This is a genomic window from Kribbella sp. NBC_01484 (assembly GCF_036227145.1).
In the GTDB taxonomy this organism is placed as follows: domain Bacteria; phylum Actinomycetota; class Actinomycetes; order Propionibacteriales; family Kribbellaceae; genus Kribbella.
Genome location: NZ_CP109437.1, coordinates 797,204 through 813,800, shown reverse-complemented (window position 1 = coordinate 813,800; position 16,597 = coordinate 797,204). Strand labels below are relative to the sequence as shown.

Annotated in this window: 16 protein-coding genes; 11 read left to right on the top strand and 5 right to left on the bottom strand. The window is 68.7% G+C overall.

Annotated elements, in window-relative coordinates; genetic code table 11:
- Positions 1-116 precede the first annotated feature (116 nt).
- Complete coding sequence (gene fdxA / locus OG555_RS03870) at positions 117-443, top strand: ferredoxin (protein ID WP_131285641.1); 327 nt, start codon at positions 117-119, stop codon at positions 441-443.
- 65 nt (positions 444-508) lie between these two features.
- Here fdxA and OG555_RS03865 read toward each other — a convergent pair whose 3' ends face one another.
- Positions 509-1,486: a hypothetical protein gene (locus tag OG555_RS03865; RefSeq protein WP_329481244.1), complete on the bottom strand. Its 978-nt coding sequence runs from the start codon at positions 1,484-1,486 to the stop codon at positions 509-511.
- A 91-nt stretch (positions 1,487-1,577) separates the two neighbouring features.
- The gene (gene dapD, locus OG555_RS03860) at positions 1,578-2,516 is read right to left on the bottom strand and encodes a 2,3,4,5-tetrahydropyridine-2,6-dicarboxylate N-succinyltransferase (protein WP_329481242.1); all 939 of its coding nucleotides are present in this window, start codon (positions 2,514-2,516) and stop codon (positions 1,578-1,580) included.
- 100 nt (positions 2,517-2,616) lie between these two features.
- On the opposite strand from dapD, the gene OG555_RS03855 reads away from it, so the two are divergent.
- From OG555_RS03855 to OG555_RS03830, 6 genes are all read left to right on the top strand, one after another.
- Entirely contained in the window at positions 2,617-3,462 is an 846-nt protein-coding gene (locus OG555_RS03855; protein WP_329481240.1) for a nucleoside hydrolase, read from the top strand.
- Between the two features lie 41 nt (positions 3,463-3,503).
- Complete coding sequence (locus OG555_RS03850) at positions 3,504-4,334, top strand: phosphotransferase family protein (RefSeq protein WP_329481238.1); 831 nt, start codon at positions 3,504-3,506, stop codon at positions 4,332-4,334.
- Positions 4,331-5,224, top strand: coding sequence for an NAD-dependent dehydratase (locus OG555_RS03845; RefSeq protein ID WP_329481236.1), 894 nt, complete (start codon positions 4,331-4,333; stop codon positions 5,222-5,224). Before OG555_RS03850 ends, OG555_RS03845 begins: the two co-directional genes overlap by 4 nt.
- A gap of 93 nt (positions 5,225-5,317) precedes the next feature.
- Positions 5,318-6,076 carry a hypothetical protein gene (locus tag OG555_RS03840; protein ID WP_329481234.1) on the top strand — a complete coding sequence of 253 codons (759 nt, stop codon included), beginning with the start codon at positions 5,318-5,320 and terminating at the stop codon, positions 6,074-6,076.
- A 197-nt stretch (positions 6,077-6,273) separates the two neighbouring features.
- Positions 6,274-9,387 (top strand): GH92 family glycosyl hydrolase, encoded by a 3,114-nt coding sequence (locus OG555_RS03835; RefSeq protein ID WP_329481232.1) that lies wholly within the window; start codon positions 6,274-6,276, stop codon positions 9,385-9,387.
- 50 nt (positions 9,388-9,437) lie between these two features.
- Entirely contained in the window at positions 9,438-10,019 is a 582-nt protein-coding gene (locus OG555_RS03830) for a GNAT family N-acetyltransferase (protein ID WP_329481230.1), read from the top strand.
- Between the two features lie 734 nt (positions 10,020-10,753).
- On the opposite strand, the gene OG555_RS03825 is transcribed toward OG555_RS03830, so the two are convergent.
- From OG555_RS03825 to OG555_RS03815, 3 genes are all read right to left on the bottom strand, one after another.
- Positions 10,754-11,755 carry a LacI family DNA-binding transcriptional regulator gene (locus tag OG555_RS03825; RefSeq protein WP_329481228.1) on the bottom strand — a complete coding sequence of 334 codons (1,002 nt, stop codon included), beginning with the start codon at positions 11,753-11,755 and terminating at the stop codon, positions 10,754-10,756.
- A 75-nt stretch (positions 11,756-11,830) separates the two neighbouring features.
- The gene (locus OG555_RS03820) at positions 11,831-12,499 is read right to left on the bottom strand and encodes a maleylpyruvate isomerase family mycothiol-dependent enzyme (RefSeq protein ID WP_329481226.1); all 669 of its coding nucleotides are present in this window, start codon (positions 12,497-12,499) and stop codon (positions 11,831-11,833) included.
- Entirely contained in the window at positions 12,490-13,146 is a 657-nt protein-coding gene (locus tag OG555_RS03815) for a pyridoxine/pyridoxamine 5'-phosphate oxidase (RefSeq protein WP_329481225.1), read from the bottom strand. Before OG555_RS03815 ends, OG555_RS03820 begins: the two co-directional genes overlap by 10 nt.
- A 63-nt stretch (positions 13,147-13,209) precedes the next feature.
- Between OG555_RS03815 and OG555_RS03810 the strand changes: the two genes are divergently transcribed.
- Genes OG555_RS03810 through OG555_RS03795 form a run of 4 tightly spaced genes read left to right on the top strand, consistent with a single transcriptional unit; the run spans position 13,210 to position 16,573 of the window.
- Complete coding sequence (locus tag OG555_RS03810; RefSeq protein WP_329481223.1) at positions 13,210-13,902, top strand: ABATE domain-containing protein; 693 nt, start codon at positions 13,210-13,212, stop codon at positions 13,900-13,902.
- A 10-nt stretch (positions 13,903-13,912) separates the two neighbouring features.
- Positions 13,913-14,599: a VOC family protein gene (locus tag OG555_RS03805; RefSeq protein ID WP_329481220.1), complete on the top strand. Its 687-nt coding sequence runs from the start codon at positions 13,913-13,915 to the stop codon at positions 14,597-14,599.
- Positions 14,599-15,666, top strand: coding sequence for a succinyl-diaminopimelate desuccinylase (gene dapE, locus OG555_RS03800; protein WP_329481218.1), 1,068 nt, complete (start codon positions 14,599-14,601; stop codon positions 15,664-15,666). The genes OG555_RS03805 and dapE overlap by 1 nt, the downstream gene beginning before the upstream one ends.
- 37 nt (positions 15,667-15,703) lie before the next feature.
- Positions 15,704-16,573 (top strand): TIGR00730 family Rossman fold protein, encoded by an 870-nt coding sequence (locus tag OG555_RS03795; protein WP_328526839.1) that lies wholly within the window; start codon positions 15,704-15,706, stop codon positions 16,571-16,573.
- The last annotated feature ends 24 nt before the right edge of the window (positions 16,574-16,597 follow it).

Genomic DNA, 16,597 nt, shown 5'->3' with positions numbered 1-16,597 from the left:
GATGCGGACTCCTGGCAGAGTGGGCGAAGTACTACCGTGATACTAGAGACCTTGCACCACCGCATCGCAGCACCCCAAGTCGAACGCTGCGCTTGCCTGCCATAGGAGGAGTAGCAGTGACCTACGTCATCGCGCAGCCGTGTGTTGACCTGAAGGACCTCGCGTGTGTCGAGGAGTGCCCCGTCGACTGCATCTACGAGGGCAACAGGATGCTGTACATCCACCCCGACGAGTGCGTCGACTGCGGAGCGTGCGAGCCGGTCTGCCCGGTGGAGGCGATCTACTACGAGGACGACACTCCGGAGCAGTGGAAGGACTACTACACCGCGAACGTCGACTTCTTCAACGACCTGGGCTCGCCCGGCGGCGCGTCGAAGATGGGCAAGATCGACAAGGATCACCCCTTCATCGCCGCCCTGCCCCCGCAGGAACACGACGAGTAACCACCTGACTCCACACTGAGGCGGGGCGTCCACACGGACGCCCCGCCTCAGTGTGCACAGGCGGATTACTGGGCCAGGACGTCGACATGGACGTGGTCGAGGTGGCGGAGGATGGCTGAGTCGCCAGACCGCTCGGGTGGGGTGTAGTCGCGCCAGCCGCTGTCCGAGCGGCCCCCGGCGGTCCAGATCTTGTCGCTGAAGATGACCGTCTGGATGTTGAGCATCTTGGCCCGGGCCACCAGGTACTGCGCCATCGCCCAGCCCTTGGTCGTGTTGGGCGCGGAGATCGGCCGCACGAACACGTCGACCGCCCGGCCGTCGTAGTGCGCCGAACCCTCCATGTGTCCGCTCCGCACACCACCCGCGGCGTACCCGCCGGTCGGCAACGTGCCGAAGGTCCGGATCAGGTCCTTCCGTACGGCGTCCGCCCGCGGTGTCAGCCCGTTCCGGCCGATCGTCTCGGCCGGCACGGAGTCTGTGTTCACCGTGCAACTGAAGACACTCTTCGACTGCCCGGTCAACGCCGACGCCAGGACGCGCGCGTCCGCCTCGTGATCGGCGTACGCGTTCGGGAACGCGCTGCGCTGGACCCGGTCGGCCGCGACCGTGACGGAGAGCTTCTGGTAGTTCTTGATCTTCACCAGCGCGTCGTAGAACTTCCCGGCCGCGTAGTGCGGATCCCGCACCTGCGCCACGGTGCCCCAGCCCTGCGACGGCCGCTGCTGGAACAGCCCCAGCGAGTCCCGGTCCCCGTGCGCCAGGTTCCGTAGTCCGGACTCCTGATACGCCGTCGCCAGTGCGATCGTCGCCGCCCGCGCCGGCAGCCCCCGCCGTACGGCGACACCCGCGATGATGGCCGCCGACTCGGCCTGCTCCAGATCCAGTACGACGGTCTGCCCGTCGACCGTGGCCTCGCACTGCTCCTGCGGAGGCAGGATCGACGCGATGTTCTTGCCGCCGAGCCACGCGATCCCGACGCCGATGGCCAGGCTGAGCGCGCCTATCGCGCCCAGGGCAACCACGACGCCCCGCTTCATCGGCATACCGCTCCCAACGTCCGGGGGCGGTGGGCGGGTTCCGATCTGTCGGTCACGAAGTGATTGACGTGCACAACCTCACATTGGTTGGCGCCGATCACGCGTTGGCGTGCAGGGCTTCGTTCAGCGTGATGCCCTCACCCTTGCGTGGCCGCGCCTCGACCGCTCCGGTGACCGAGTTGCGGATGTACAGCAGACCGGGCTGCCCTGACAGGTCGCGGGCCTTCACCACGCCGCCGTCCGGGAGGGTGACCTTGGTGCCGGCGGTCACGTACAGCCCCGCCTCCACCACGCAGTCGTCGCCGAGCGAGATGCCGGTGCCGCCGTTCGCGCCGAGCAGGCAACGCTCGCCGATCGAGACGACCTGCGTGCCGCCGCCGGACAGGGTGCCCATGATCGACGCGCCCGCGCCGATGTCGCTGCCGTCGCCGACCACCACGCCGGCCACGATCCGGCCCTCGACCATCGACGTCCCGAGCGTGCCGGCGTTGAAGTTCACGAAGCCCTCGTGCATGACCGTTGTCCCCGCGGCCAGGTGCGCGCCCAGCCGGACCCGGTCGGCGTCACCGATCCGGACCCCGCTCGGTACGACGTAGTCCGTCATCCGGGGGAACTTGTCGACACTCGTCACCGACAAGTGCTGACCGGCCGCGCGGGCCCGGAGCCGGACCTGCTCGATCTCTTCGACCGGGACCGGACCGACCGACGTCCACGCGTTGTTCGGAAGGGCGGCGAAGATGCCGTCCAGGTTGAGGCCGTGCGGGCGGACCAGCCGGTGTGACAGCAGGTGCAGCCGCAGGTAGGCGTCCGCGGTGCCGGCCGGCGCCTGATCCAGAGTGATCTCGGCCGCCACGACCTCACGCCGTACCTGCCGCAGTTCGTCGTTGCCCTCGGCGGCGATCAGCTCGGCAGGCGCCTTCGCGCCGGCCGGCTGCGAGCCGAGCTCGGGCGCCGGGTACCAGACGTCGAGGACGGTGCCGGCGGCGGTGACGGTGGCGAGGCCGAAGCCCCAGGCGTGCGTGGCGTTCTCGGTCATACCCACAGCCTGCCAGACTGCTGTCCGGGCCATCGAACCCGACCGCTGTCCGAGCGGCCGGCACGCTCGGTGACCGGCGCCACCGACCGGAAGGACGCCGATGACGACCGCTCTGACCCTGGACACCGACATCGGCTCCGACGTCGACGATGTCCTGGCCCTGGCCACGATCTTCGGCTCACCCGAGCTCGACCTGGCCGCCGTGACCACGGTGTACGGCGATACGTTGCTCAGGGCAAGGATGGTCGCGCGGGTGACCGGCGTGGCCGGCCGGGAACCGGGGCTCGTGGTAGCCGGACGCGCCGAGACCCGCTCCGGCCGGGCGGTCTGGTGGGCGGGCCACGAGGGCGCGCTGCTGCCCGACCTCGAGCGGGAGAAGGTCGACCTCGAGGCCGACCCGATCGACGTACTCGCGACCTCGCCGACGGTCGTCGCGGTCGGTCCGCTCACCAACGTGGCCGAAGCCGTGGAGCAACCCGGCCGGGTTGTCGGGCAGTTGTTCCTGATGGGCGGCGACTTCTCGCTGAGCAAGGTCGAGCACAACATCAAGTGTGATGTCGACGCGGCCGCGGTGGTGTTCGCCAGCGGGGTCCCGGCGACTGTGATCGGGCTGGATCAGACGACCCGGATCCGGCTCGGCGGCGCGGTGGTCGCGGAGATCGAGGCCGCCGGGCCGCTCGGCCAGTTGCTCGCCGCGGAGATGCGGCAGTTCTGGAAGTTCACCGCCGAGGACTCCAACGTGCCGCACGACCCGGCCGCCGTACTGATGCTCACGGACCCGGAGTTGTTCACCTTCGCGACCGGCCGGATCGAGGTCGACCCGACCGGTCTCACCCGCTTCACCCCCGGCGACGGGCCGCACCGGATCGTCGCCGATCTCGACACCGGCCGGGTCGGGCGACGCATCGTGGACCGCATCCTCACGGCTTGCCGGGCGACCGGCTAATTCGGCGGCGCGCGTACGGGCGGTTGTGATCTACTCGTCGAATGCTTCCCGCCTGGCTCCCGAGCGTTCCAGTTCTCCGGGCGACCGAGGCACCGTCGGTCGATGCGTTGAGCGGTGAGCTGTTGCGGCAGTGGGGATCGTCGGAGGTGTGGCGGCTGTCGTACGGGTTGCGCAGTGTGATCGTGAAGCGCGGGACGGACGCGCAGTCCGGTGAAGGTACGGCGTACGAGCGGTACGTGATCCCGTTGGGCCTGCCGGCTCCAGAGTTGATCGCGTCGGCGGACGGCGTACTGGTGCTGGCGGATGTGGGACGGGTGACGCTCGAACAGGAGCCGTCGGCGGACGGGTTCCTGGCCGCGGCCGACGTGCTGGCCGCTATCCGGCGTACGCCCGTCGAGGGAACGAGTGGGTTTCCACCTGAGCACGTGAAGGAGCTGGCCGGCCGGATCGGCCGGATCTTCTTCGATGTCGGCCCGTTGACGGAGGCGCTGGCCGCGCTCCACCGCGATGTCGCGTTGCGCGTGGTCCATGGTGACTTCGTGCCGAAGAATCTGGTCACGAACGGCACGCGATGGACCGCGGTCGACTGGCCGCTCGTGTACCTCGCGCCGCACCTCAGCGATCTCTACACGCTGGTCCGCGATGCCGTTGCCCTCGGCCACGACCGCGAACCGATCGTGGCCCGGTACGTCGAGTCCGCCGGGGCGGATCCGTTCCTGGTCGACCGTCAGGTGACCGTCGGCGGCGCGTGCTTCTGCCTGCGGGCGCTGGACTTCGTGGTTACTGAAGGTGTCAGGACGATTCCTGGTTCCGAGGACTGGATCGACCCGCTGCTGGCCGAGCTCGAAGGTCTCGTGGAGCAACTCCCGTGAAACTCCTCGTCCTCGGCGGCACCAAGAACCTCGGCCGCCATGTCGTCGAAGCCGCCCTCCGCGACGACCACGAGGTGACGCTGTTCAACCGCGGCGTCACGAATCCCGGGCTGTTTCCTTCGGTACGCCGCTTGACGGGTGAGCGCGCGGATCCCGGCGTACTGGCCGCGGGGGAGTGGGACGGTGTCATCGACATGTCCGGCTTCCTGGTCCGCGACGTACGCCTGAGCGCGGAGGTGTTGCGGGACCGCGTCGGCCACTACACCTACATGTCGTCGATCGCCGTCTACGCCAGCAAGATCACGCCGGGTATGACCGAGTTCGCACCTCTCCTGCCGTGGCCGGACGGTGCCCCCGAAGACCACTTCACCATGGACCTCTACGGTCCGTCCAAGGTCCGCTGCGAGTCGTTGCTATCAGCCACTTTCGGCGACCGCACCGCCGCCGTACGCTCCGGCTTCGTCGTCGGCCCCTACAACCCGGACTTCGGCAACTGGGGCTGGGCACTGGCGCACGACACCCCGATGGAATGCGCGGCCCGCCCGACCCAACCCATCCAGTACGTCGACGCCCGCGACCTGGCCGCCTTCCTTCTCCACCTCACCGTCTGCGGTCTCCCCGGTCCTTTCAACGCCGTCGGCCCCACCCGCACGATGGCGGACCTGGCCGATTCCTGGCGCTCCGTCGTACCCGACCCACCGCCCATGAACTGGTCCCCCACCGTCGACCGCTTCCATCTCCCCCACGACGGCACCAACGACGGCACCTTCCAACTGGACAACACCCGCGCCCTCACCGCGGGCCTCCGCCTACGCGCCAACGAGGAAGCCGCCCGCGACTACGTGGCTTGGGTCCAAGCGGGCAACACCCCACCACCCCCACCCCACTGAGCTCGGGGCAACCTGGGGCATGACGGGGCAGATATCCACAGGCGCAGGTCGATCGCGCCGCCAGGTGGCTGTCGGCTCGTAGGGTTTCCCTCCATGTACTTCGAACGGCCGCTGGTGCGTGCGTACGTCGACGAGACCGGCGACCGGGGCTTGTCTATCCGAGCGTCGAGGTACTTCGGCATGGTCGCGGTCGTCATCGCCGACGAGGACGACGCCGGCCTTCGGCGTGCTGTCGCTCACTGCCGACACCGGCTGTCGGTCCCGCCGAGTAAGCCGCTGCACTGGACTGAGCACGTGAAGAGGTTTCCCCGCCGGCAGTTCGTGGCGACTCAACTGGCTGCGGTGCCGGGCGTTGTGCTCAATCTCGTGTTGGTAGAGAAAGCTGCGGTCGGGCTACTCAACCCGGCGATCTCCGATCAGGTCGCGTTCTACAACTCCGTGGCCGGGCTGGTGCTCGAGCAGGTGCTGCACACGGCAGACGAATGGCCGGGCGGGCGGCGGGATGTGGTGGTCACCTTCGGGCATGTGCGTGGCTTCCGGCATGAGGAGACACTCGCCTGGTTCGAGAAGTTGCGGGTGCGCACTGCCGACCGTTCGCCGTGGGAGCTGTTGCGTGGGCGGCCGGGATTCCTCGGCCCCGGGCAACTGGACGGGCTCCAGGCTGCGGACCAGTACGCCGGCATGCTGAGGGCAGCGCTCGAACCCGACGAGTTCGGTGGCTTCGAGGCGCACCACCTGCTGACTGTCCGGCATCAGATCCGGCGCTCTGACGACGGCCCGGGTGGATTCGAGGTCGTCGCGCTGCCTGGCACGCTGGAGGCCTACCCATGGTGGCCGCGGAATGGGTTGTGAACGGCACGAGGCCTTCGATGGTCCGGAGCGCCGCACCTGAGCAGGCGGGTCTGGCAGCAGACCTGGCGTTCTCTCCGCGGCCATCGAAGGCCTCGTGAGTACGAGTTTATCAGTTGGCAAGCGGCCGTTAGAAGAACAACGGTCCAGGATGGAAACATGCCGCCGACGTCCCGGCCGTGGTACGTAACATTGCGCCCGTGATCATTGAGGTAGGTGGAGGTCCGGGTGGGCCGACCAGTCCGGAGGCCGGGTTCAGCAGCGTGGAGGGGACCCGGTATGCGGGGACCAGCGGTGGGCGGCAGGAGGGTGGGGTGCCGGTTGCTGGTGGTGTGGTCCGGGCCGGTGATCGGTTGCGGTACATGGTCTATCCGGAGCTTGATGAGCGGCTGAGTTACGCGGCGACGTACGTCGTGGTGGATCTCGTCTTCGCGGACGGGAGCAGGCTGTCTGAGCTCGGGGTCGTGGATCAGTACGGGATGGCGTTTGACGCGGCTGGGCAGGGGGCCGCGAAGGTTCTGTACGCGAATCAGTGGAATGACGTGCAGGTGGACCTGACCGCGGCTGTCGGGAAGACCGTTGAGCGGGCGCTGGTGGTGGTCGAGGCGCCTGGCTCCGGGGTGGAGTTCCAGGGGTGGGTTGATGACGTCGAGGTTGGTCCGGCGCCTGAGGTGCCGGATGGGAGCGACCTGCTGGCGTACGTCGACACGCGGCGCGGGACCAACGCGAGTCATGACTTCTCACGCGGGAACACGCTGCCGATCACAGCCTGGCCGAACGGGTTCAACTTCCTGACGCCGGTGACGGACGCGTCGACCCATCGATGGCCGTACGAGTATCACCGGGCCAACAACGCGGACAACCGCCCGGAGCTTCAGGGGCTGGCGTTCTCGCATCAGCCGAGTCCGTGGATGGGTGATCGCGACCAGTTGACGATCATGCCGGTCGCCGCCGCGGAGCCGCTCGGGGATCCGGCCGAACGCGCCGCCGCGTTCAGCCACGACGACGAGATCGCCCGGCCCGATGTCTACTCGGTCGACCTGACCACTGGCGTCCGCGCCGAGCTCGCACCGACCGACCACGGCGCGATCTTCCGGTTCACCTTCCCGGCCGACGCACCTGGCCGGCACCTGGTGTTCGACACCATCGACGAGAACGGCGCCTTCGCGTACGACGGGACCGCGCTGACCGGCTGGGTCGAGAACGGCTCGGAGTTCGGCCGGACCCGGATGTACTGCTACGGCGTCTTCTCCTCAGCCCCGACCGACTTCGGACCAACCACCGGCGGCCGGGACAACGCCCGGGCGGCGACGTTCGACGTACCGGAGGTGACGCTGCGGATCGCGACCTCGTTCATCGGCGTCGACCAGGCCCGGCACAACGTGGAGCTCGAGCTCGACGGCCGTAGCTTCGACGACGTCCGGCACGCCGCGAACCTGGCCTGGAATGAACGCCTCCAGGTGATCCGGCCCGAGGGCGCGACCCAGCCGCAACTGCGCACGGTCTACGGCAACCTCTACCGCCTCAACCTCTACCCGAACTCGCACTTCGAGAACGCCGGAACCCACGACCAGCCCGACCACCGCTACGCGAGCCCGGTGCTGCCGACCGAAGGAACGGCGACCGATCGCGAGACCAATGCGGTCGTCAAGCCGGGCAAGATGTACGTCAACAGCGGCTTCTGGGACACGTATCGCACCGCTTGGCCGGCGTACGCGTTCCTCTACCCGGAGCTGACCGCCGAACTGGTGGACGGCTTCGTGCAGCAGTACCGCGACGGCGGCTGGATCGCCCGCTGGTCGTCGCCGGGCTACGCGGACTGCATGACCGGGACGAGCTCGGACGTGTCGTTCGCGGATGCCTATCTCAAGGGCGTTGCGCTGTCCGACCCGTTGGCGACGTACGACGCCGGTCTGCGCAACGCGACCGTCGCACCGACCGAGACCGAGGTCGGCCGGAAGGGTTTCGCGAGGGGGTTGTTCGCGGGCTATGTGAGCACGGACACCGAGGAGAGTGTGTCGTGGTCGTTGGAGGCGTACCTCAACGACCTCGGGCTCGCGGCGATGGCCGAGCGGCTGTCTCTCGATCCGACGGTTCCCGAGGAGCGACGGGCCCGGTTGCGTGAGGAAGCGTCGTACCTGCGACGGCGGTCGTTGAACTACGTGCTGCTGTTCGACCCGGACATCAACTTCTTCCAGGGCCGGCGGCCGGACGGGCGGTTCGCGAGGACGCCGGCCGAGTTTGACCCGTGCGAGTGGGGCGGCGACCTCACCGAGACCGACGGGTGGAACTTCGCCTTCCACGTCGCCCACGACGGCCGCGGTCTCGCCAATCTGTACGGCGGTACTCGCGGTCTGGAGGCGAAGCTCGACGAGTTCTTCGCGACGCCGGAACTGGCGACGAAGAAGGGCACCTACTCGATCGTCATCCACGAGATGCTCGAGGCCCAGGCCGTCCGGATGGGCCAGTTCGGCTTCAGCAACCAGCCGGCGCACCACATCGCCTGGATGTACAACTACGCCGGCGCGCCTCACAAGACCCAGGCCATCGTCCGCGAGGTCCTGCAGCGTCTGTACGTCGGCGAGCAGATCGGCCAGGGCTACCCCGGCGACGAGGACAACGGCGAGATGTCCGCGTGGTACCTCTTCAGCGCCCTCGGCCTCTACCCGCTCCGCGTCGGCGCACCGGAGTACGCCATCGGCTCACCCCTCTTCTCCCGCGTCGTGGTCACGCCACTGGGCGCCGACCCGATCGTCATCACAGCGACCAACCCCGAGCACCCCTACGTCCACGAACTCCACGTCGACGGCAAACCATTGCCCACAGCATCGATCACCGACGCCGAACTGCGCGGAGCTCGCCAGATCGACTTCGTCCTCGGGCCGAATCCTTCCGACTGGGGCACCCTGGACACCCCACCGGCCGTCACGACGGACGACGCGATCCCGACCCCCTTGATCGACCTGATCCCACGCCGGTCCGATCCGCTCTTCGACGACGACTCCGCAACCGAAACCCACTTCGACACGGGCACTCCGACCATCACCTGGTCCCTGCCCGAGCCCGCCACCGGCGCCTTCTACACCCTTACTTCGGGCCACTCCGAAGGCGACCCCACGGCCTGGCGCCTCGAAGGTTCCACCGACGGCACGGCGTGGTCGGTCCTCGACGAGCGCACCGACCAGTCCTTCGTATGGCGCCGCCAAACCCGCCCGTTCACGATCGCCGCACCAGATTCGTACGTGCACTACCGCTTGGTGATCACGGCGTCGACCTCCGTCGTCAGCCTCAGCGAGATCGAGCTACTCACCTGACCATCGGCACCGGCACCCAAGGCACTGATTACGCGCACTAGCATCACCGCATGCCTCTGCTCGTTGATCCGGCCTTGCCACCAGGAACACTGCGGGACGCCGCGCAGCCGCGGCTGACGACCAACGACGGACTAGTACTGCGCCCGTGGCGGGGGAGTGATGCCGCCACGGTGCGGACCGCGTTCGCCTGTTCCGACATCCAGCGTTGGCACGTCCGGCGATTCGACACTCTCGAGGAGGCGGGTGAGTGGGTCGGGCAGTGGGCCGATGGCTGGGACAGCGAGACAGCGGCGAGCTGGGCGGCCGTCGATGGCTACGACCAGCCGCTCGGCCAGGTCGGACTGCGCAACATCTCTCTGGCCGAGGGCTCGGCCAGCCTGTCCTACTGGGTGACCCCGGCGGCCCGGGGCCGAGCCATCGCCGCGAGATCAGTGGAAGCCTTGTCTGCCTGGGCTTTCGGGCAGATCGGGTTCAACCGGCTGAACATCCACCACTCCACCGGCAACACCGCGTCCTGCGGGGTCGCCGAGCGCACCGGATACAGGCTCGAGGGCACGCTGCGGCAGGCGATCAAGCACACCGACGGCTGGCACGACTGGCACCTCCACGGCCGCCTACGCACCGACAGCTGAGCCAACGCGCTACGGCCGGCCAGCTCCCGGAGGATGGGATACGTCCTGGTGGGTTCGGACAAGAAATAGCGCGTCTCCTGCTCAATGTGTGGATGGTGGCCGACGTGCCGCGGCGGACTCGCTGCGACCTCGGACAGGTATCAGGGGCCGCGGACACGGCAGAGCCTGTCCGACGGCCTCAGCTGGTGTCCCAGGTCCCGTAGATCCGCACCGATCCCACCGTCGACCCCACGAACCCGCCCGGCTCCCGCTCCGCCCGGCCCCGCAGTGCGGTCGGTTCGGTCGGTTCGGTTCGGTGCGGTCGGTTGGGTGCGGGCGGAGGCTGATGGGGGCAACTGGAGGCTGGGACGTGCAAGGTCGACAGGAGGTGTCGGCCCCAGCTCGGCCGGGCCAGCCGATCTCAGGCGTGAATGCCTCGCCCGAGCGGCACTCCTGCACCGGCACCTCCTGTCGACCTTGCACATCCCAACCGACGCACACTCGCATCACCCACACATCCAGCAGAAGAGCCGAAGTAACGTGTGCCAACCCACGTGCTCCTGTCCCAGGCCCGCCACTTTGCCCAGTTCGTCCCATCACCGGCACTCCTCGGTTCGGCTTCGGATAGGACAGGTCGGCCGACCCTGTCGGTCACCAGCCTCACGACGGAGTACAGCCAGCGGTCACCTGGCGCCGACCGCCTTGTTGCGTGACGCCGCTGCCGCAGAGACAGGCGCCGTGGAGCGGTGTCGTTCTTACTTCTTGCGTGGGGCTGAGGTGGCTCGGATGTGGAGCTCGGTGCGGAGGGTGACCGTCGAAGCCGGCCGGCCGGGGGAGGCGGTCCGGTCCTTCAGCAGCAGGCCGGCGGTGCGGCCCAGTTCGTACGTCGGCTGTGCCACCGTCGTGAGGCTGGGTACGACGAGGTCCGCCCATGGGATGTCGTCGAAGCCGACGATGGCGATGTCGTCGGGGGCGCGGAGGCCCTTCTTCGCCAGGCACTCCAACGCGCCGACCGTCATCAGGTTGTTGGTGGCGAACAGCGCTTCCGGCGGTTCGGGCAACTCCAGCAGGCTTTCCATCGCGGCGTACCCGCCGGCCTCGCGGAAGTCGGCATGCCGGACCAGGTCCTTGTCGTAGCGGATGCCGCCGGCCCGGAGCGCCGACCTGTATCCGGCGAGTCGGTCCATCGCGGTGCTGACCTTGCGCGGACCCGTGATGCAGGCGATTCGCTGGTAGCCGCCGTCGATCAAGTGTTTGACGCCCTCGCGCGCGCCGTGCTCGTTGTCGACCAGCACGGTGTCCGCCTCGATGCCGTCGACGCGACGGTCGATCAGGACGAGCGGGATCTTCGCGTCCGCGAGCAGTTGCACGCCTTCCGCCGTGCTGGTTGGAGAGATCACCACACCGGCCATCTGGTCGGTCAGCACGGCCGACGCGTACGCCGCTTCCTTCGCCGGGTCCTCGTCGGAGTTGCACAGGACTACGTGGTAGCCCTCGGTCCGGGCGACGTCCTCCAGGCCACGGACGAGGGAGGTGAAGAATGGGTTCTCGATGTCGGAGATGACCACTGCCCACAGGTTCGTGCTGGACTTCCGCAGGTTGCGGGCCACGCCGTTCGGGCGGTAGCCGAGCTCGGCAACCACGGCGCGGACCTTCTCGGACAGCTCCGGATCCACGTTGCGCCGACCGCTCAGCACCCGCGAGACGGTCGCCGGAGAGACGCCGGATCTACGCGCGACGTCGTAGATCGTCGTCATGCCCGCTCCCCGCTGGAGGTCCGATGGTCGTCCGGATCGCACTCTAGTCCCGATCCAGAGCAGAGCGGTCGGGGTTCAGGGCCAGGGGAGTAGGTCGGGGGTGGGGCCCGTGATCAGGCCGGGGGGTGTGCGGCCGGCGTACCAGGCGGTGAGGTCGGTGAGGGTGCCCGTGAGGACTCGGTCCTCGCCGGTGCCGGTTTCCCAGGTGGGGCCGTCGTCGGGGTGCAGGACGAGGTGGATGGCTTCGGGGGTGCGGGGGCGTAGGAAGTCCAGGAGGTGGAGACAGAAGGCGGGAGACCAACTGGCCGGGGTAATGCCTAGGTCCAGGTCGACGGTGTGGATGGCTAGTTCGCGCCAGGTGGAGTCGAGGCCGGCGGAGAGGTTGCTGTTGCGGTGCAGGATGGGGCGCGTCCAGTCGTCGGGGCCGACCTTGTCCCAGGCGGTGACCAGGGCACTGGTCGCGCGCTCCAGGTGGGTGGTCAGCTCGACAGCGGGGCGGTGGGCGCCGGCTTCGATACCGGCGTTGCGGGCCGGTCGGCCGCCGTCGTACACCTCGACAACGCGGCCTTTCAGAGCCTCTTCGACCTGGCGGGTCATGGCCTCGGAGAAGTTGGCGATGTGGGTGATCACGTGACCGCGGGACCAGCCGGGGAGGCCGGACGCGGCGCGGGCGGTGGCGTCGTCCAGGTAAGTGAGCAAGGTGTTCAGCCGGGCGACAACGGTCTTGACGTCGGTCAGGGCCACAAGCGCTCCTTGATCCAGTGATTCGGTTCGTCCAGGCGGTAGCGGAGGCGAAGGTGCCGGCGGTCCGGATCCGCCTGCCAGAACTCCATTTCGTCGGCCCGCAGCGTGTAGAGCGTCCAGTTCGGCGCTACGAGCCCGGGGTCAGCAGCCAAGCGCTCGGCCTGCTCGGCGTACGCCGTCGCGAGATCGGAGGGATCCTCCAGTACGCCGCTCTGCCGCGCAGCCAACGCCTCGGCGCGAGCCGGCGTCGGGCGAGCCAGGAAGTCGCGTGCGGAGTCCACAGGGTCGGCGGGCGTGACACTGCCCATCACGCGTACCTGGCGACCCAGCGGGATCCAGTAGAACGTCAGCGCGGCGTACGGGCAGGCAGCGAGCTCTTCACCCTTGCGGCTGGCCGCCGACGACGCGAACTGCAGCCCGTCCGCCGTGACGTCCTTCAGGATCAACACCCGGCCGTTGGGCCGCCCGTCCGCACTCACTGTCGACAGGGTCACGGCGCACGGCTCAGGTATCTGCCGATCGACCGCGGTCAGCAGCCAGTCGACAAACAGTTCGTACGGCGAGTCCGGCGCGCGCGTGGGGTCGAACGGGGGCGGAGTGCCAGTCAGCGTGGGGACTGCGCGCAGCCTGGTCCGGAGGTCGGTCACGAATCGAGACCCTAGGCCACTAACTCATATGGCAGCAACCATGTATCCCATTAGACTGTCCGCATGAGCACGTTGGCTTTCGCTCTCGCGGCGACGATCAAGCACGACGGTCAGGGCGGCGTCGCCGACCTGCTGGCGACCCCCGCCGAGACCACTGCCTGGCTTGACCAGCACCACGACCTGGTCACCGAGGTGCTCGGCCGTCCCCTCGAAGCCGTAGACGACAAGGGCTCGGACGACGCGGCCGTGGACGACGGGGGCTTGGACGACGCGGCCGAGGACGACGCGGGCGTGGACGACGAGGGCGTGGATGCGCGGGATGCGCAGGCCGTCGTGCGCGATGAGTTGGTGCGCGTTCGGCGTGCGGTGCGGGCGCTTTTCGCCCGAGCAGTCGCGCCAGAACCGCCGAGTAAGGCGGACGCGGATCGGTTGATGGACGCCGACGCCGCGCTGCGGTTGGTCAATCGCGCCGCCGACCGGCTCGGCACGATGCAGCTGGACTGGCCCGACGACAGCCCGCCCGTCACGCGCTGGGCCGGCCGGACCGAAGACCCGGTCGCGCTGCTGGTCGCTGCGGTCGGGCGGTCCACGATCGACTTCCTGTCCGGCCCGGACCGGGTGCGGCTCCGCGCATGTCCGGCGGCGCGGTGCGTCAAGTACTTCCTGCAGGACGATCCGCGCCAGCTGTGGTGCTCGCCGTCCTGCGGTAACCGTGAGCGCGTCAACCGCCACTACCGCAAGCGTCACGGCCTATAGCCTTTCCGTTATGACCATCGCGCGTTTCAAGGACTTGTGTGTGGATGTGATGTGTCCGAGTCCGATGACGGCGTTCTGGGGGCGGGTGATCGGGCTGACCTCGCCGGCCGACAACCCGAACGTGCTGGTCGGGGACACGCCCGGGAAGACGATCTGGATCAACAAGGTCGACGAACCGCGGACGGTGAAGCAGCGGGTGCACCTGGACGTCCACACCGGCGCGATCGCGGACCTCGAGCGGGAAGGGGCAACGGTCCGATCCCCGATCTCCGCGGATCGGCCCTGGGCGGTGATGGAGGACCCGGAGGGCGGTGAGTTCTGCGGACTCGTCCGCGACACGGTCCCGGCGTACCGGCTGATGGAGCTGGTGGTGGACTCGGCCGACCCGGAGGCGCAGGCGCGATGGTGGCAGGGTGTCGTCGGCGGGGAGCTCGGCAAGGCTCCGGACAACGCCTGGTACTGGCTGGAGAACGTGCCGGGTGTCCCGTTCCCGTACTGGGTCTTCTTACCCGTGCCGGAGCCCAAGACGGTCAAGAACCGGATCCACTGGGACGTTACCGCGCCCGCCCTGCAGCCGGTGCTCGACGCGGGTGCGACACTACTGCGGCCCAAGGACCAGGGAATCGGCTGGCACGTCTGCGCCGACCCCGAGGGCAACGAGTTCTGTCTTTTCCTACCACCGGCAGAGGACGCCTGATGAGCAAGCTCGACCTGACCCTGTCCGGCGCCGATCTGACCGAGGCGCTGGTGAACATTTCCTCGGTCAGCGGGACCGAGGAGAAGCTCGCGGACAAGGTCGAGGCCGCGCTGTCGGCGTACGCGCATCTGAAGGTGTTCCGGCACGGCAACACCGTGGTGGCGCGCACCGACCTCGGCCTGGACGAGCGGATCGTCCTCGCGGGCCATCTCGACACCGTCCCGCTGAACGACAACCTGCCGGCCCGCCGCGCCGACGGCCTGATCCACGGGCTCGGCGCCTGCGACATGAAGGGCGGCGTCGCGGTCGCGCTCCGGCTCGCGGCCACGCTGGCCGAGCCGAACCGGGATGTCACCTACGTCTTCTACGACTGCGAAGAGGTCGAGGCCGCGCGGAACGGCCTGTTCAAGCTGACCCGATCCAACCCGGAGCTGCTCGAGGGCGTGTTCGCGGTCGTGATGGAGCCGTCGAACGCGGTGGTCGAGGCCGGCTGCCAGGGCACCATGCGGATCGAGGTCACCGCCCGCGGTGAGCGCGCGCACTCGGCCCGGTCCTGGATGGGTAGCAACGCCATCCATACGGCGGGCGAGATCCTGGGGCGGCTGACGGCGTACGAGCCGCGGCGGGTGCCGATCGACGGGCTCGAGTACCGCGAGGGGCTGAACGCGGTCGGGATCAGCGGCGGCGTCGCGGGGAACGTCGTACCGGATATGTGCACGGTGACGATCAACTACCGATTCGCGCCGAACCGGTCGGAGGCGGAGGCCGAGGCGCATCTGCGCGAGGTGTTCGAGGGGTACGACGTCGTCGTGATCGACTCCGCGGCGGGTGGGCTGCCGGGGCTGGAGCGGCCGGCCGCGGCCGCGTTCCTGCAGGTGGTCGGGGGTGAGCCGAAGCCGAAGTTCGGGTGGACCGACGTTGCCCGGTTCACGCTCCTCGGCGTACCGGCGGTGAACTACGGGCCGGGTGACCCGCTCTACGCGCACAAGCAGGACGAGTTCGTGCCGGAGGCGGAGATCGCGCTGTGTGAACAGCGCTTGAGGACTTGGTTGACGGATCGCGCCTAGACAGGTCCAGACTCCGGCTAGGTCATAACCTGGAGTCATGGCAGAACCCTCGATCCACCCCGACCGTCCGATCGGCCAGCAGCAGCGCGGGCCGGTCGTGATGCGGCGCAAGCAGGTGCAGCAGTCCACGTCCGAGCAGCGGTTGCTGGACAGCCGCGGGCCGTCGGACTGGGTGCACACCGACCCGTGGCGAGTGCTGCGGATCCAGTCGGAGTTCATCGAGGGATTCGGCATGCTGGCCGAGCTGGGCCCCGCGATCAGCGTGTTCGGCTCCGCCCGGACCAAGCCCGACGACCCGATGTACGCCGCCGCGGAGGAGTGCGGTCGCAAGCTGGTCGAGGCCGGGTACGCGGTGATCACCGGTGGCGGGCCGGGCGTGATGGAGGCGGCGAACAAGGGTGCCTCCGAGGCGGGCGGCGTGTCGGTCGGGCTGGGCATCGAGCTGCCCTTCGAGAACGGCCTGAACGAGTGGGTCGACATCGGCATGAACTTCCGGTACTTCTTCACCCGGAAGACGATGTTCGTGAAGTACGCGCAGGGGTTCGTGGTGATGCCGGGCGGGTTCGGCACGCTCGACGAGCTGTTCGAGGCGCTCACGCTGGCTCAGACGCGGAAGGTCACGTCGTTCCCGGTCGTGCTGTTCGGTACGTCGTATTGGGGTGGGCTGGCGTCCTGGCTGCGGGACACGATGCTCGCGGACGGGAAGATCTCGTCGGCCGATCTGGAGATGTTCACCATCACCGACGACGTGGACGAGGCGATCAGCTACATCGTCAAGGCCGGCGAGGTCGCCGACGCGGCCGCGGAGGAGGCTGCCGCGGCGGCCGCCCGCGAGGTGGCCGAGGCGGACAGCCCGGAGGCGCGGGCGCGGCGCGAGGCGCACCGGCTCGGGTCCGACGGGAGCTGAATCCCCGGGCATCTGTGCGGTTGA

What these genes read in the sequence shown, in the direction of transcription:
- OG555_RS03865 (WP_329481244.1), bottom strand. Translation starts at nt 1,486, where the DNA reads ATGCCGATGAAGCGGGGCGTCGTGGTTGCCCTGGGCGCGATAGGCGCG.
- dapD (WP_329481242.1), bottom strand. Translation starts at nt 2,516, where the DNA reads ATGACCGAGAACGCCACGCACGCCTGGGGCTTCGGCCTCGCCACCGTC.
- OG555_RS03855 (WP_329481240.1), top strand. Translation starts at nt 2,617, where the DNA reads ATGACGACCGCTCTGACCCTGGACACCGACATCGGCTCCGACGTCGAC.
- OG555_RS03850 (WP_329481238.1), top strand. Translation starts at nt 3,504, where the DNA reads ATGCTTCCCGCCTGGCTCCCGAGCGTTCCAGTTCTCCGGGCGACCGAG.
- OG555_RS03840 (WP_329481234.1), top strand. Translation starts at nt 5,318, where the DNA reads ATGTACTTCGAACGGCCGCTGGTGCGTGCGTACGTCGACGAGACCGGC.
- OG555_RS03830 (WP_329481230.1), top strand. Translation starts at nt 9,438, where the DNA reads ATGCCTCTGCTCGTTGATCCGGCCTTGCCACCAGGAACACTGCGGGAC.
- OG555_RS03825 (WP_329481228.1), bottom strand. Translation starts at nt 11,755, where the DNA reads ATGACGACGATCTACGACGTCGCGCGTAGATCCGGCGTCTCTCCGGCG.
- OG555_RS03810 (WP_329481223.1), top strand. Translation starts at nt 13,210, where the DNA reads ATGAGCACGTTGGCTTTCGCTCTCGCGGCGACGATCAAGCACGACGGT.
- OG555_RS03805 (WP_329481220.1), top strand. Translation starts at nt 13,913, where the DNA reads ATGACCATCGCGCGTTTCAAGGACTTGTGTGTGGATGTGATGTGTCCG.
- dapE (WP_329481218.1), top strand. Translation starts at nt 14,599, where the DNA reads ATGAGCAAGCTCGACCTGACCCTGTCCGGCGCCGATCTGACCGAGGCG.
- OG555_RS03795 (WP_328526839.1), top strand. Translation starts at nt 15,704, where the DNA reads ATGGCAGAACCCTCGATCCACCCCGACCGTCCGATCGGCCAGCAGCAG.